Below are 14,082 nucleotides of genomic sequence, written 5' to 3'. Positions count from 1 at the left end.
GACCCCCATGGCCTTCACCACCCACGAACCGCCGTTCCGTTTCCGCCAGGGCACCCGCCCGTTGCTGATCTCGATGCCGCACGTCGGCACCCACGTGCCGCCGGCGCTCGCCGCACGCCTCACCGAAGAGGCGCGCCATGTGCCCGACACCGACTGGCACCTCGAGCGGCTCTACGACTTCGCCGACGAGCTCGGCGCCTCTGTGCTGGTGGCGACGCATTCGCGCTACGTGATCGACCTGAATCGTCCGCCGGACGGCGCCAGCCTCTACCCCGGCCAGAGCGTGACGGGCCTGTGCCCGGTCGACACCTTCGACGACACGCCGCTGTACGCCGACGCCGCCGACGTGCCGGGCGATGCCGAAGTCGCCGAGCGCCGCGAAGCCATCTGGCAGCCCTACCACGCCAAGCTCGCCGAGGAGCTCGCCCGCATCCGCGCGCAGCACGGCGTGGCCGCGCTGTGGGACGCGCACTCCATCCGCTCGGTGCTGCCGCGCTTCTTCGAAGGCAAGCTGCCCGACCTGAACCTGGGCACCGGCAAGGGCATCAGCTGCGACCCGGCGCTGGCGCAGACGCTGCTGGGCATCGCCGAAAGCGCCACCGGCTACACGGGCGTGCTCAACGGCCGCTTCACCGGCGGCTACATCACGCGCAACTACGGCAATCCCGCGCAGAACGTGCACGCGGTGCAACTGGAGATGACCCAGTCGAGCTACATGCAGGAGAAGCTGCCCTTCGACTACCTGCCCGAGGTGGCGGCGGGCGTGCAGCCGCACGTGCGGCGGATGATCGAGGCGGTGCTGGCCTTCGTGGAAGGCCGCGCAAAGGGCTGACCGCGGGCAGGGGCAGGCCCCCTTCCTACAATCGGGGGTCTATGAAGCCCGTCACCTACACCCGCGGCCAGGCCCTGCCCGGCATCCTCGCCCAGCGCATCGCCATCCTCGACGGCGCCATGGGCACGATGATCCAGCGCTTCAAGCTGACGGAAGAGCAGTACCGCGGCGAGCGCTTCAAGGACTTCGAGCGCGACGTGAAGGGCAACAACGAGCTGCTCTCGCTCACGCGGCCCGACGTGATCCGCGACATCCACGAGGGCTACCTCGCGGCGGGCGCCGACCTCATCGAGACCAACACCTTCGGCGCGACCACCATCGCGCAGGAGGACTACAAGATGGCGCACCTCGCGCGCGAGATGAATCTCGAATCGGCCAAGCTGGCGCGCGCGGCCTGCGACAAGTTCAGCACGCCCGACAAGCCGCGCTTCGTGGCCGGCGCCCTCGGCCCGACGCCCAAGACGGCGAGCATCAGCCCCGACGTGAACGACCCGGGCGCGCGCAACGTCAACTTCGAGGAACTGCGCGCTGCCTACTACGAGCAGACCGAAGCGCTGGTCGAGGGCGGCGCCGACGTGATCCTGGTCGAGACCATCTTCGACACGCTCAATGCCAAGGCCGCGCTGTTCGCGGTCGACGAGTACTTCGACAACAGCGGGCAGCGCCTGCCGCTCATCATCAGCGGCACGGTGACCGATGCCTCGGGCCGCATCCTCAGCGGCCAGACCGTCACCGCCTTCTGGCACAGCGTGCGCCATTCGCAGCCGCTGGCCATCGGCCTGAACTGCGCGCTGGGCGCGGCGCTGATGCGCCCCTACATCCAGGAGCTGGCGCGCGTGGCCGGCGACACCTTCATCAGCTGCTACCCGAACGCCGGCCTGCCCAACCCGATGAGCGACACCGGCTTCGACGAGACGCCCGAGGTCACCTCGCGCCTGCTGCACGAGTTCGCGTCGGAAGGGCTGGTGAACATCGTGGGCGGCTGCTGCGGCACCACGCCGGACCACATCGCGGCGATCGGCAAGGCGGTCGCGCCGATGGCCGGCCGGGTGCTGGGCACCAACAACGCCGGCTTCTACAAAGAGGCAGCTTGAGCGCTCCGGTCGCGTCCGCGGCCGATTGACGGGCCCCAGCCCCCGGCCTACGCTGGGGCGCAAGGAGCCTTGCCATGAACTCATCACTCGCCTGGCGCTGGGCCGCCGTCGGCACTCTGGCCCTGGCGCTGCCGCTCGCCGCGCAGGCGCAGCAGGCCTTCACGCGCGGCGCGGTCAACCTGCGCGCGGGGCCTTCGGGCGACTATCCGCTGGTGGCCCGTCTCGGGCCCGGCCAGCCGCTCGAGGTGGTGGGCTGCACCAGCGGCTACGGCTGGTGCGACGTGGTGCTGCCCGATGGCGGGCGCGGCTGGATCTGGGCGCGCAACCTCGACTACGCCTACCAGGAGCAGCGCGTGCCGCTGGCCACGTACGGCGCGCTGATCGGCGTGCCGATCATCGGCTTCGCCATCGGCAGCTACTGGGCCGACTACTACCGCGACAGGCCCTGGTACGGCGACCGGCGCTGGTGGGGCGGCCGGCCGCCTCCGCCCGTGGCGGGCTGGCGTCCGCCACCGCCGGTACGGCCCGGATGGCAACCGCATCCGTGGCAGCCGGGGCCGGGGTTCCGGCCAGGGCCGCCGCCGGGCAAGCCGCATCCGCATCCCGGAGGGGGCGGTGGGCATCGTGGGGGAGGCCGTGGCGGTGACCATGGCGGAGGTCACGGCGGCGGGCACCGGCACTGAGGGCCGGTGCCTCAGGCTTCCGCGACGCGCACCACGCGCTTGCCGAAGTTGCGGCCCTGAAGCAGGCCGATGAACGCATCCGGCGCGTTCTCCAGGCCGTCGATGCGGTCCTCGCGCAGCGTGATCTTGCCGGCCTCGACCCACTCGTCCATCTCGCGCCGGAACGCATCGAAGCGCTCGCCGTAGTGGTCGAGGATGACGAAGCCCTGCATGCGGATGCGCTTCTGCAGCAGCGCCGCCGTCAGCAGCGGCAGCCGGTTCGGGCCCGGGGGCAGTGCCTCGCTGTTGTAGTCGGCGATATGCCCGCACACCGGCACGCGCGCGCCGATGTTGAGCAGCGGCAGCACCGCGTCGAACACCTCACCTCCGACGTTCTCGAAGTAGACGTCGATGCCCGCGGGGCAGGCGGCCGCGAGGCGCGCTGCGAACGCCGGGTCGCGGCGGTCGATGCAGGCGTCGAAGCCCAGCACCTCGACTGCGTGGCGGCATTTGTCCGCGCCGCCCGCGATGCCGACCACGCGCGCGCCCTTGAGCCTGGCGATCTGCCCTACCACCGAGCCGACGGCGCCGGTTGCGGCCGCCACCACCACCGTCTCGCCCGGCTTGGGGTGGCCGATGTCGAGCAGGCCGACGTGCGCGGTGAAGGCTGGCATGCCGAGCCCGCCGAGCGCCAGCGAGGGCTGGGCCATGTCGCCGAGCGGCATCAGGTCCTGGCCGTCGGACAGCGCGTAGTCCTGCCAGCCGGCGTTGCCGAGCACGAGGTCGCCCACCCGGAACTGCGGATTCCGGGACTCGACGACGCGGTTGACCGTGCCGCCCGGCATCGGCTCGCCCACTTGCACCGAGGCGGGCGCATAGAGCGGCGGCACCTCGTCCATCAACTGGCGCATGTACGGATCGAGCGACAGGTGCAGCGTGCGCAGCAGCACCTGGCCCTCGCCGGGCGCGGGGACGGCGGCTTCCTCCAGCCGGAAGTTCTCCGGCGTCGGCAGGCCGCGCGGCCGGGCGGCGAGGACGATGCGGCGGTTGACGGTATCGACGGCGTTGCTGTTCTGGGACATGGGGCGTGGCTCCTTGGTTAATAGACCAGTCGTCTAGTGCGTGGGCGAAAAAAGGCGGGAGCGCGTTCGCCTCCCGCCGGGTGATTTCCTTCAGTGGTCCGAAGACAGGCCCAGCTGCTGCCGGGTGTCGCGCATCGCCGCGTCCAGCGACGAGCGGTCGCGCGTGATCTTGGCCAGCAGGCTGGCGCCGAGCCAGCGCTGGTAGAGCGCGACGGCGACGCCCTGGGCGTCCTGCCCTTGCGGCATCGCCTTGATCGAGCCGTCGGCCCGGCCGGCTTCGATGCAGCCTGCGAGCCGGTCGGTGATGCCGCGGGTGCCGCGCGCCAGCGCCGCGCGCATGCTCTCGGACAGGTCGCAGACCTCGGCGCCAAGCTTGACGACGAGGCAGCGGCTCTGCGCCTCCTCGCCGGTCTGGGAGTCGAGCCAGTCGTCGAAGTAGGCGATCAGGCGCTGGGCGGCGGTGCCGGATCCCTCGGTCAGCAGGGCGTCGGTGCGCCCGAGGTACTCGCTGAAGTAGGCCTCCAGAACCGCCTCGCCGAAGACTTCCTTGGAGCCGAAGTAGTGATAGAACGAGCCTTTCGGCACCTTCGCCGCCGCCAGCACCTCGGCCAGTCCGACGCCGGTGAAGCCCTTTCGCAGCAGCAGCGGATGGGCCACGTCGAGGATGTGCTGGCGGACGTCGGTGATGGGTGCGGCTGCGGCGTTCATGGGCCGCACTCTAGCGGCAATTAGACCAGTCGTCTAGTCTTGCGAGCCAATGGTGTCGCCGCTGACTTTGGGGCTGCATTCGCCCGCCGCAGCCCGTCCCTTGGCGATCAGATTCACGAAATGCTGGGCTCCCAGGCCGAGTGGGCGCTCACGTGACCACACGACGTCCACCCACAGGTCGAGCCCGTTGCTGAGGTTCTCGAACGGAATCTCGACCAGCGCGCCCGCCGCCACATGGGGCCGCGCGAAGTTGCGCGGCAGCCAGCCCCAGCCCAGCCCGGCGGTGATCAGGCTCAGCGCGGCCAGCGCGTTGTCGGAGCGCCAGACGTGGCGCGCGAACACGAAGCGCGGGTCGCTGGTGGCGAGGTCGCGCCCGGCCACGACGATCTGGCGGGTGTTGGTCAGGTGGTCCTCGCGCAGCCGGCCGCCGTTGGCGGCGAGCACGGGATGGTCGGGCGCCATCACCGCCACCATGAGCTCGCTGCCCACTTCCTGGAAGCCCTCGCGCCCGTCGAGGCTGGGCCGCTCGAACACCAGCGCGAGCTGTGCGCGTCCGCTGTGCAGCAGCGCCAGCGCATCGGCCTGCGGCGCGGCAAGCACCTCGACCTGCAGCAGCGGATGCTCCCGCGCCAGCTCCGACAGCGGACCGGTCCACGGTGCGGCCAGCAGTTCGGGCGCGATGGCCAGCGTGAGCCGGTCTTCCAGTCCCTGCGTGAGCGCCAGCGCTTGAACCTGAAGCTGCTTCAGCTGGGCCGCCAGCAGCCGCGCCTGCGGCTCCAGCGAGCGCGCTGCGGCCGTGGGCTGGGGCTCGCGGCCGCTGCGGTCGAACAGCTGCAGGTCGAGCTCGGCCTCGAGGTTGGCGACAGCCATGCTCACCGCCGACGGCACCCGGCGCAGCGCCCGCGCGGCGGCCGAGAAGGAGCCGTGGTCGATCACGGCCAGGAAGACTTCGACGTTGTCGCTGGAAAAGGCCATGGCGCCGATCTTTCAATAAAACTGAAACAAGTTAACTTTTTATATCAGCCCGGGACAAATAAAGTCCAGTCATCGCATCAACGAACACAGAGAGAAAGCCATGCAAGGGATTCAGCGTCGCATCGTCTACATCAGCCTCTACGAAGGCATCGCCATCGTGGCCGCCAGCGCGGGCCTGGCCCTGATGACGGATGCCGGCCTGGGCCATTCGGGCGCGATGGCGGTGGCGGCCTCGGTCATCGCGGTGATCTGGAACCTGGTCTTCAACTCGCTCTTCGAGCGCTGGGAGTCGCGTCAGGTCGTGCGCGGACGCAGCCTGCGCCGCCGCATCGCGCACGCCATCGGCTTCGAGGGAGGCCTGATCGCCTTCCTGGTGCCGATGTTCGCCTGGGGCCTGGGCGTCACGCTCTGGCAGGCGCTGGTGATGGACCTGGGGCTGGTGGTGTTCTTCCTGGTCTACACCTTCGTCTTCAACTGGGCCTTCGACCGCGTGTTCGGCCTGCCGGCTTCGGCTGCGGCGAAGGTGCCGGTGGCGGCCTGAGGGCCGCCCGGGCAGAGAGGATCAAGGCGGCGTGGCCGCCTTTTTCTTTTGCTCGGCCGCCCGCATCTCGAGCGCGGCCTGCAGTCGCAGCGCCTCCTGCGGCGTGAAGAGTTCCGCCTGCAGCTGTGCCCGCGCGGCTTCGTCGGCCGCGGCGTAGCGCGACAGGCGGCTCTGCCAGTCCTGCTCCTGCCGGTCGAGCGTCGCGAGACGCTGCGCCGCCTCGTAGCCATACTGCTTGGAGCGCTCCTCGAAACGCTCCTGCGGACTGGCGCCGCGTGCTTCCAGTGCGGCGGTCTGCTCGCCCACGGCCAGTTGCGCGACGGAGGCGACGCGATCGGCGCGCTGCTCCGGCGTGAGCCATGTCTCCTCGGTCTTCGCCAGCGCCTGGCGCTTCTGCTCGGCGGTGAGGCCGGCGTTGCGCTCGATCTCCAGCTTCTCGACGCTGAAGCGGTCGAACTTCTCGTCGGCGGCGAACAGGCCCTCGACTTCCTCGGGCGCGAAGTAGCGCGAGCGGATGCCGGCGCGCGCATCGAGGATCCGGCGCAGCCCCGCCGGATCGCCGATGTTGGCTGCCGGCAGCGCCTCCAGCGCGTTGCGGTAGTCGATGTAGCGCTCCAGCAGGCCGAGCGCGCGCACGCGCCATTCGGGCGGCAGGTACCTGTCGATCCTGGCGCGCATCTCGGCCATCAGGCCTTCCTTGTCGCGCGCCTGGCTGCCGTCGAGCATCTGCTCGAAGGTGCGCAGCAGGGCGGGCGTCAGCAGCGGATCGGGGGCGTGGGGGCTTGCGTCTGGCGCGAATCTGGACACATCGGGAAGGTCCGACGAGGTGGCCGGCAGGGCTGCCGATACGACCGCGGGAGCCGGAGCCCCCTCGCCGCCGGCCAGCCACCACGCGGTGCCCGCGGCCAGCACCGCCGCGGCCGCCGCGAGCGGCAGCAGGAGCTTGCGGGGCATCGTCTCCTCAGAGGCCGAGTTGCTTCAGTCTCGCCGCCTGGTTCACGTACAGCGTCACCGGGCTCACCGAGAAAAGGTCGCGCAGGCCGAGCATCTGGTTGACCTCGTCCAGGTGGTTCTGCCTGTAGCTGCCGAGGTAGGTGCCCAGGTGCGAGCTGCAGGCCGATGCGAGCCCGTCGTTGGGCTCGCCGTGCACCACGCTCGTCAGCGACAGCGCGTAGTCGGAGGCGTCGAACACGTTGGTCAGCGGCTGGGTGCCCGACCAGGAGAAGTAGCGCACCCCGTTGACCAGCTCGGTGCCGTTGCCGCAGGCGGTGGTGGGCACGCCGTCGGGGAACTTGGCGTTGAACTTCGCCGAGCCGGCGGTGTTGAGCGAATCCAGCGCACCCAGCCCGTTCTGCGGCGTGTTGTTGCCCGAGAGAATGCCGATGAGGCTGGAGAACGCGTTGACCACGCTCACCACCACGGCGCGGCTGATGCTGCCGTCCGGCAACGTGTTGCCGAGCACGTCGGCCACCTTGCTGCCCTTGTGCGGGCTGCCCACGGTGGTGACGGAGGCCACCAGCTGCGGCGCCACGCCCGAGACGTAGCGCGCCGTGGGGCCGCCGTGCGAATGGCCGATCAGGTTGACCTTGCTCGCGCCGGTCAGCGCCAGCACGTCCTTGACCTGCTTGAGCAGCTGCTCGCCGCGCACCTCGCTGCTGTTGGTGGCCGCCACCTCGGCGACGAAGACCTTGGCGCCCTGCGCGCGCAGCTCGCCCGGAATGCCGTACCAGTAGTCGATGCCGGCGATGGTGTCGAAACCCAGCATGCCGTGCACCAGCACGATCGGATAGGCCGTCTGCGCGCTGGTGTTGGCCGCTTGTGCCGTCTGCGCCAGGGGCGCGAGCGCCAGCATGCCACACACCAGCAGCGCGCCGCCCGCCCGCCGGGCCGCGCCGCCCTGTTTGCTGCCCGTCGCCTCGGTCCTCGAAGCCGCATTCCTCTTCATTCGAATCATCGGAACTCCCTGTGTCGGTTGGTAGGGTGGGGGCACGCAAAAACGAACGAGCGTGCACTTTTCATTCTGCGAAACCGACCGGGCCGGATCGATCCGGACTTTCCCTTTCATGAATCGGACTTACTCCTGCAGCCCCTGCGGCGTATGGGAGGGCGATAGACTCCCCCAACCCGCGCACGAATAACCGCTTTTGCCTCCGAGTCCAACCATGTCTTCCCCAATGCCGCCTCCCATGAAGCTTTCAGGCCTGGAGCCGGTCTCCATCGGCGAAGGCACGCTGTTCGTCAACATCGGCGAGCGCACCAACGTCACGGGCTCCAAGGCCTTCGCGCGCATGATCCTCAACGGCCAGTTCGAAGAAGCGCTGGCGGTGGCACGCCAGCAGGTCGAGAACGGTGCGCAGGTGATCGACGTGAACATGGACGAGGCCATGCTCGACAGCAAGGCCGCGATGGTGCGCTTTCTCAACCTCATCGCCAGCGAGCCCGACATTGCGCGCGTGCCGGTGATGGTCGACAGCTCGAAGTGGGAGGTCATCGAGGCGGGCCTGCGCTGCATCCAGGGCAAGGGCATCGTCAACTCGATCTCCATGAAGGAAGGCGTCGACAAGTTCAAGCATGAAGCCAAGCTGGTGAAGCGCTACGGCGCCGCCGCCGTGGTGATGGCCTTCGACGAGAAGGGCCAGGCCGACACCTACGCGCGCAAGATCGAGATCTGCGAGCGCGCCTACCGCATCCTGGTGGACGAGGTGGGCTTCCCGCCCGAGGACATCATCTTCGACCCGAACATCTTCGCCATCGCCACCGGCATCGAGGAGCATGACAACTACGCGGTCGACTTCATCGAGGCCACGCGCTGGATCAAGCAGAACCTGCCGGGCGCGAAGGTGTCGGGCGGCGTGTCGAACGTGAGCTTCAGCTTCCGCGGCAACGACCCGGTGCGCGAGGCGATCCACACCGTGTTCCTGTACCACGCGATCAAGGCGGGCATGGACATGGGCATCGTCAATGCCGGCATGGTCGGCGTGTACGACGAGGTCGAGCCGAATCTGCGCGAGCGCGTGGAGGACGTGGTGCTCAACCGCCGCCCCGACGCCGGCGAGCGCCTGGTCGAGATCGCCGAGAGCGCCAAGGGCGCGGCCAAGGACGACAGCAAGAAGCTCGAATGGCGCGGCACGCCCGAGCAGCCCGTGCCGGTGGCGCAGCGCCTGTCGCACGCGCTGGTGCACGGCATCACCGAGTTCATCACCGAAGACACCGAAGAGGCCTACCGCGCGATCCTCGCGAGGGGCGGCCGTCCGCTGCACGTGATCGAAGGTCCGCTGATGGACGGCATGAACGTGGTCGGCGACCTGTTCGGGCAGGGCAAGATGTTCCTGCCGCAGGTGGTGAAGTCGGCCCGCGTGATGAAGCAGGCCGTGGCGCACCTCATTCCCTACATCGAGGAAGAGAAGCGCCAGGACGAGGCGGCCGGGCGCGACGTGCGCTCCAAGGGCAAGATCATCATCGCTACCGTGAAGGGCGACGTGCACGACATCGGCAAGAACATCGTCACCGTCGTGCTCCAGTGCAACAACTTCGAGGTGGTGAACATGGGCGTGATGGTCCCGTGCCACGAGATCCTCGCGAAGGCGAAGGTCGAGGGCGCGGACATCGTGGGCCTGTCGGGCCTCATCACACCGAGCCTCGAAGAAATGCAGTACGTGGCCGGCGAGATGCAGAAGGACGACCACTTCCGTATCCGCAAGATCCCCCTCTTGATCGGCGGCGCCACCACCAGCCGCGTGCACACGGCCGTGAAGATCGCGCCGCACTACGAGGGCCCCGTGGTCTACGTGCCCGACGCCTCGCGCAGCGTGAGCGTGGCGCAGAGCCTGCTGAGCGACCAGGCGGCCGCGTACATCGAGGAGATCAACGCCGACTACGTCAAGGTGCGCGAGCAGCACGCCAACAAGAAGCAGGTGCCGCTGTGGCCGCTGGCGAAGGCGCGCGCCAACAAGACGCCCGTCGACTTCGCCAGCTACCTGCCGCCGGTGCCGAAGTTCATCGGCCGGCGCGTGTTCAGGAACTTCGACCTCACCGAACTCGCGAAGTACATCGACTGGGGCCCGTTCTTCCAGACCTGGGACCTCGCCGGCCCGTTCCCGGCCATCCTGAAGGACGAGATCGTCGGCACCGAGGCCGTGCGCGTGTATGCCGACGGCCAGCGCATGCTCAAGCGCCTCATCGAGGGCCGCTGGCTCAGCGCGAGCGGCGTGGTGGGCTTCTGGCCCGCCAACACCGTGAACGACGACGACATCGAGCTCTACACCGACGAATCGCGCAGCGAGGTGGCGCTCACCTGGTACGGCATGCGCCAGCAGACCGAGAAGCACGAGATCGACGGCGTGATGCGCCCGAGCCGCTGCCTGGCCGACTTCGTCGCGCCCAAAGACAGCGGCGTGAAGGACTACGTCGGCATGTTCGCCGTGACCGCCGGCCTGGGCGTGGAGAAGAAGGAGAAGTACTTCGTCGACGACCTCGACGACTACTCCGCCATCATGCTCAAGGCCCTTGCCGACCGGCTGGCCGAAGCCTTCGCCGAGGCGCTGCACCATCGCGTGCGCACCGACCTGTGGGGCTACGCGAGCGACGAGAGCCTGAGCAACGACGACATGATCGCGGAGAAGTACCGCGGCATCCGCCCCGCGCCCGGCTACCCGGCCTGCCCCGACCACAGCGTGAAGAAGCCCATGTTCGACCTTCTGAACTGCGCGGACATTGGCATGAGCCTGACGGAAAGCCTCGCTATGATGCCCGCCGCCAGCGTGAGCGGGTTCTACCTGAGTCACCCCGATTCGACGTACTTCAACGTCGGCAAGATCGGACACGACCAGTTACAGGACCAGGCCGCGCGGCGCAAGGAAAGCGAAGCCGACCTCGAACGCCTGCTCGCGCCCAACCTTTGAACCTGCCGGCCGGCGCGGCCGTCCGGCACCGGGAGTCGTTATTCAGAAGCTGATGTTTGCAGCCGCGCACTACGCGGCCCTGGCGATTTTCGTGACGGGCTGCTGGGGCTATGGACGCGCGCTGCTGGGCCGCCTCGCGCCTCCCCCGCGCCGCGACGCGGGGCTCGAAGCCGCCATGGCCGTGGCCCTGGGCGTGGGAATCTTCATCTGCGCCTTGCAGGCCCTGGCCATCTTCGGAGCCTTCAGGCCCGGCGCGACCGCGGCGATCGTCGCCGTGGGCGTGGCGACCGCGGCGCTCCAGTTGCCCTCATGGCTGCGCGAGCGGCGCACGCTGTTGCTCGCGAACCTGCCCGCGGCGCCGTGGAGCTACGTCGAGCGCGTCGCGGCGATCGCGCTGGCGCTGGTCGTGCTGCCCGCGCTGGCCGCCCCGCTCGCGCCGCCCATCGCCTTCGACGAGCTGATGTACCACCTGCCCTATGCGCGGCAGGTCGCCGAGCAAGGCTCGCTGGGCATCCACGACTGGCTGCGCTACCCCTGGTTCCCGTACAACTACAACCTGCTGTATGCCGGTGCGCTGCAGCTGGGCGACGACGTGCTGCCGCACTTCCTGAACGGTCTGGCCGGAGCGCTGTCGGTGGTCATGGTCTACCGCCTGGGCATGCTGCATGCCGGCCGGCTCACCGCGTGCATCGGCGCGGCCATCTGGCTGGGGCTCGGCGATTACTCCAACGCGCTGATCGACATGGGCGTGGCGCTCTTCGTGCTCTCGGCCTGCGTGGCGCTGTGGTGGTGGCGCGAGTCCGAGATCGGCAAGCCTGTGCACGGTGGCATCCGCTGGCTCGGCCTGGCGGCCTTCTGCCTGGGCGTGGCCGCGGGCTCGAAGTACCAGGCGCTGGTCTTCCTGCCGCTGGTGGCGCCCTTCGTCTTCCGCCACGAGCGCAGCCTCAAGGCCTGGGCGCTGATGTTCGCCTGCTTCCTGATTCCCTGCGTGTACTGGTACGCACGCAACGCCATCATGACCGGCGACCCCTTCAACCCCATCGGCGCGCGCGTGTTCGGCTTCACCGAATGGACGCCGGCCGACTACGTGCAGCAGGTGGCCGACGTGCGCGTGCATGCCGAGCTGCCCAACGCGCTGCTGTGGTCGGTGTTCTTCGCGCCGTTCAGCCCCCTGTGGAAGCGCTCCGCGGCGGTGCGCGCGGCCGGCTGGTTCTGCCTGTACTCGGTGGTCGTCTGGGTCGCGACCTCGCGCTATCCGCGCTACCTGACGGCCTCGTTCCCGCTGCTGGCGGCCATCGCGGCCATCGGCTGGCAGGTGGTGTTCGGCTGGATCGCCGCGGGCTTTCGCCGCTTGGCCGGGGGCAAGGGTGCGGCAGCCGACGTTCCGCCCGCCGTCGTCACCGCGCGTACCCCGGCCCGCGTGGGCGACTGGGCGATCGTGCTGCTGCTGGCGGTGCTGGCCGCGGTTTCCGTGCGCCAGACGGCCACCAAGGTCGCGCTGGTCGCCACCACGCCGGAGGCCCGTGAAGCCGTGCTGCGCAAGCACGTGCCGGGCTACGCGGCCATGGACTACCTGCGGCGCAACGCCAAGGGTCGCGTCTACCAGATCGCGCTGAACGAGGCGATCTACTACGGCCCCAACCCCATCTGGGGCGACACCCTCGGGCCCTGGCGCTACACCGACTTCGGGCGCCTGTCGGGCGGTGATCTCGCGCGCAAGCTCTCGGGCATGGGCTTCGTTGCCATCGTGCTGCCCGACTCGGTGGTGCCGGTCTTCACCGCGCGCATCGACTTCGACAAGTACTTCGCCGTGGAATACCAGAAGGACGGCAGCCGGGTCTACCGTATCCTTCCCGTCGCACCATGAACGACGCGGCAGACATCTCCACCAGTACCCGGCAAGGCCTCGGAGGCAGCGGCGGCCGCGGCCTGCGCGTCGCCGTGGTCATCCCCTGCTACAACGAGGCGCTGGCCATCGAACAGGTGGTTCGGGGCTTTCGCGCCGCGCTGCCGGAAGCCGACATCCACGTTTTCGACAACAACTCCAGCGACGACACGGCCGCCGTGGCGCGCGCGGCCGGCGCCACCGTCACCCACGTGGCCCTGCGAGGCAAGGGCAACGTGGTGCGGCGCATGTTCGCCGACGTCGACGCCGACGTGTACGTGATGACCGACGGCGACGCCACCTACGACGCGGGCGCCGCGCCGCGCCTCGTCGAACGTCTGGTGAACGACAACCTCGACATGGTGGTCGGCAGCCGCGTGGACGACGGCCAGGACGTGCACACCTACCGCGCGGGCCACCGCTTCGGCAACCGCATGCTCACGGGCGCGGTGGCGCAGCTCTTCGGCGGCGGGCTCACCGACATGCTCTCGGGCTACCGCGTGTTCTCGCGGCGCTATGCCAAGTCGTTCCCGGCGCTGTCGCGGGGCTTCGAGACGGAGACCGAGCTCACCGTGCACGCGCTCGAACTGCGCATGCCCTATGCGGAGGAAGCCACTGCCTACAGCACGCGCCCCGAAGGCTCGGTGAGCAAGCTCTCGACCTATCGCGACGGCTGGCGCATCCTCAAGACCATCTGCAAACTGTTCGTGAGCGAACGGCCGCTGCAGTTCTTCTCGATCATCGGCGCGCTGCTGGCGCTGATGTCGGTCGCGCTGGTCGTGCCGGTCTTCATGACCTACGTGCAGACCGGGCTGGTGCCCCGCTTGCCCACCGCGGTGCTGGCCACCGGGGCGATGCTGGCGGCGATGCTGTCCTTCGTGTGCGGCGTCATCATGCAAGCCATCACCTTGGGCCGACGTGAGGCCAAGCGGCTGAGCTACCTCGCGATTCCGAGCGTGCGCGAACGGGTGTCGCGCGGCTTGGCGGCCGGCCCACGATGAAGATAGGCCGCGAGTTCCTCGTCTTCGCCGCCGTCGGCGTGATTGGGCTCGTGGTCGACGTGGTGGTGCTGTACCTGCTGGCGCCGCTGCTGGGCTGGTACGCGGCGCGCGTGGTGTCGTTCCTCGCGGCGGCGACCACCACCTGGGCCTTCAACCGCCGCTACACCTTCGCGGCCAGCGCGGCGGCCGGCCGTTCCATCTGGCGCGAATACCTGGGCTATCTCGCGACCATGACCGCGGGCGCGGTGCTCAACTACGGTGCCTACGTGCTCACGCTGCACTGGGTGGAAGGCCGCTGGGCCGCGGCGCTCGGCGTGGCGCTGGGCAGCCTCGCGGGCATGAGCGCCAACTTCCTGTCGGCGCGCTATCTCGTCTTCCGGTCTCACCGCAACGGCTGAGGC

Annotated in this window: 13 protein-coding genes; 8 read left to right on the top strand and 5 right to left on the bottom strand. The window is 69.3% G+C overall.

Annotated elements, in window-relative coordinates; genetic code table 11:
* Positions 1 to 7: 7 nt before the first annotated feature.
* From hutG to ACAM57_RS30865, 3 genes are all read left to right on the top strand, one after another.
* Complete coding sequence (hutG, locus tag ACAM57_RS30875; protein ID WP_369660073.1) at positions 8 to 832, top strand: N-formylglutamate deformylase; 825 nt, start codon at positions 8 to 10, stop codon at positions 830 to 832.
* Positions 833 to 873: 41 nt separating this feature from the next.
* Positions 874 to 1,926, top strand: coding sequence for a homocysteine S-methyltransferase family protein (locus tag ACAM57_RS30870; RefSeq protein WP_369660072.1), 1,053 nt, complete (start codon positions 874 to 876; stop codon positions 1,924 to 1,926).
* Between the two features lie 74 nt (positions 1,927 to 2,000).
* Positions 2,001 to 2,609, top strand: a complete 609-nt coding sequence (locus tag ACAM57_RS30865; RefSeq protein ID WP_369660071.1) for an SH3 domain-containing protein — start codon at positions 2,001 to 2,003, stop codon at positions 2,607 to 2,609.
* Between the two features lie 11 nt (positions 2,610 to 2,620).
* Here the strand turns inward: ACAM57_RS30865 and ACAM57_RS30860 are convergent, their stop codons facing one another.
* The 3 genes from ACAM57_RS30860 to ACAM57_RS30850 form a co-directional block, all read right to left on the bottom strand.
* A complete protein-coding gene (locus ACAM57_RS30860) occupies positions 2,621 to 3,670 on the bottom strand; it encodes an NADP-dependent oxidoreductase (RefSeq protein WP_369660070.1) in 1,050 nt (349 codons plus the stop codon).
* Positions 3,671 to 3,760: 90 nt separating this feature from the next.
* Entirely contained in the window at positions 3,761 to 4,378 is a 618-nt protein-coding gene (locus ACAM57_RS30855) for a TetR/AcrR family transcriptional regulator (protein WP_126022513.1), read from the bottom strand.
* A gap of 33 nt (positions 4,379 to 4,411) precedes the next feature.
* Positions 4,412 to 5,353: a LysR family transcriptional regulator gene (locus tag ACAM57_RS30850; protein WP_184640506.1), complete on the bottom strand. Its 942-nt coding sequence runs from the start codon at positions 5,351 to 5,353 to the stop codon at positions 4,412 to 4,414.
* A 100-nt stretch (positions 5,354 to 5,453) separates the two neighbouring features.
* Between ACAM57_RS30850 and ACAM57_RS30845 the strand changes: the two genes are divergently transcribed.
* On the top strand, positions 5,454 to 5,894 hold the full coding sequence (locus ACAM57_RS30845; RefSeq protein WP_126022511.1) for a PACE efflux transporter: 441 nt from the start codon (positions 5,454 to 5,456) through the stop codon (positions 5,892 to 5,894).
* A 21-nt stretch (positions 5,895 to 5,915) separates the two neighbouring features.
* Here ACAM57_RS30845 and ACAM57_RS30840 read toward each other — a convergent pair whose 3' ends face one another.
* Together ACAM57_RS30840 and ACAM57_RS30835 are read right to left on the bottom strand one after the other, a co-directional pair.
* Complete coding sequence (locus ACAM57_RS30840; protein ID WP_369660069.1) at positions 5,916 to 6,848, bottom strand: lipase secretion chaperone; 933 nt, start codon at positions 6,846 to 6,848, stop codon at positions 5,916 to 5,918.
* Between the two features lie 7 nt (positions 6,849 to 6,855).
* The gene (locus tag ACAM57_RS30835; RefSeq protein WP_369662499.1) at positions 6,856 to 7,746 is read right to left on the bottom strand and encodes an esterase/lipase family protein; all 891 of its coding nucleotides are present in this window, start codon (positions 7,744 to 7,746) and stop codon (positions 6,856 to 6,858) included.
* Positions 7,747 to 8,056: 310 nt separating this feature from the next.
* Between ACAM57_RS30835 and metH the strand changes: the two genes are divergently transcribed.
* Genes metH through ACAM57_RS30815 form a run of 4 tightly spaced genes read left to right on the top strand, consistent with a single transcriptional unit; the run spans position 8,057 to position 14,079 of the window.
* Complete coding sequence (gene metH, locus ACAM57_RS30830) at positions 8,057 to 10,795, top strand: methionine synthase (RefSeq protein ID WP_369660068.1); 2,739 nt, start codon at positions 8,057 to 8,059, stop codon at positions 10,793 to 10,795.
* A 52-nt stretch (positions 10,796 to 10,847) separates the two neighbouring features.
* Positions 10,848 to 12,662: an ArnT family glycosyltransferase gene (locus ACAM57_RS30825; protein WP_369660067.1), complete on the top strand. Its 1,815-nt coding sequence runs from the start codon at positions 10,848 to 10,850 to the stop codon at positions 12,660 to 12,662.
* Positions 12,659 to 13,681: a glycosyltransferase family 2 protein gene (locus tag ACAM57_RS30820; protein WP_369660066.1), complete on the top strand. Its 1,023-nt coding sequence runs from the start codon at positions 12,659 to 12,661 to the stop codon at positions 13,679 to 13,681. The genes ACAM57_RS30825 and ACAM57_RS30820 overlap by 4 nt, the downstream gene beginning before the upstream one ends.
* On the top strand, positions 13,678 to 14,079 hold the full coding sequence (locus ACAM57_RS30815) for a GtrA family protein (RefSeq protein WP_126022507.1): 402 nt from the start codon (positions 13,678 to 13,680) through the stop codon (positions 14,077 to 14,079). Before ACAM57_RS30820 ends, ACAM57_RS30815 begins: the two co-directional genes overlap by 4 nt.
* The last annotated feature ends 3 nt before the right edge of the window (positions 14,080 to 14,082 follow it).

It is taken from the genome of Variovorax sp. V15 (genome assembly GCF_041154425.1).
In the GTDB taxonomy this organism is placed as follows: domain Bacteria; phylum Pseudomonadota; class Gammaproteobacteria; order Burkholderiales; family Burkholderiaceae_C; genus Variovorax; species Variovorax guangxiensis.
The sequence above is the reverse complement of the archived record's forward strand: the minus strand, read 5'-3'. Positions and strand labels throughout refer to the sequence as shown.

Coding starts and splice junctions, on each gene's coding strand:
- hutG (WP_369660073.1), top strand. CDS start 8: ATGGCCTTCACCACCCACGAACCGCCGTTCCGTTTCCGCCAGGGCACC.
- ACAM57_RS30870 (WP_369660072.1), top strand. CDS start 874: ATGAAGCCCGTCACCTACACCCGCGGCCAGGCCCTGCCCGGCATCCTC.
- ACAM57_RS30865 (WP_369660071.1), top strand. CDS start 2,001: ATGAACTCATCACTCGCCTGGCGCTGGGCCGCCGTCGGCACTCTGGCC.
- ACAM57_RS30860 (WP_369660070.1), bottom strand. CDS start 3,670: ATGTCCCAGAACAGCAACGCCGTCGATACCGTCAACCGCCGCATCGTC.
- ACAM57_RS30855 (WP_126022513.1), bottom strand. CDS start 4,378: ATGAACGCCGCAGCCGCACCCATCACCGACGTCCGCCAGCACATCCTC.
- ACAM57_RS30850 (WP_184640506.1), bottom strand. CDS start 5,353: ATGGCCTTTTCCAGCGACAACGTCGAAGTCTTCCTGGCCGTGATCGAC.
- ACAM57_RS30845 (WP_126022511.1), top strand. CDS start 5,454: ATGCAAGGGATTCAGCGTCGCATCGTCTACATCAGCCTCTACGAAGGC.
- ACAM57_RS30840 (WP_369660069.1), bottom strand. CDS start 6,848: ATGCCCCGCAAGCTCCTGCTGCCGCTCGCGGCGGCCGCGGCGGTGCTG.
- ACAM57_RS30835 (WP_369662499.1), bottom strand. CDS start 7,746: ATGCTGGCGCTCGCGCCCCTGGCGCAGACGGCACAAGCGGCCAACACC.
- metH (WP_369660068.1), top strand. CDS start 8,057: ATGTCTTCCCCAATGCCGCCTCCCATGAAGCTTTCAGGCCTGGAGCCG.
- ACAM57_RS30825 (WP_369660067.1), top strand. CDS start 10,848: ATGTTTGCAGCCGCGCACTACGCGGCCCTGGCGATTTTCGTGACGGGC.
- ACAM57_RS30820 (WP_369660066.1), top strand. CDS start 12,659: ATGAACGACGCGGCAGACATCTCCACCAGTACCCGGCAAGGCCTCGGA.
- ACAM57_RS30815 (WP_126022507.1), top strand. CDS start 13,678: ATGAAGATAGGCCGCGAGTTCCTCGTCTTCGCCGCCGTCGGCGTGATT.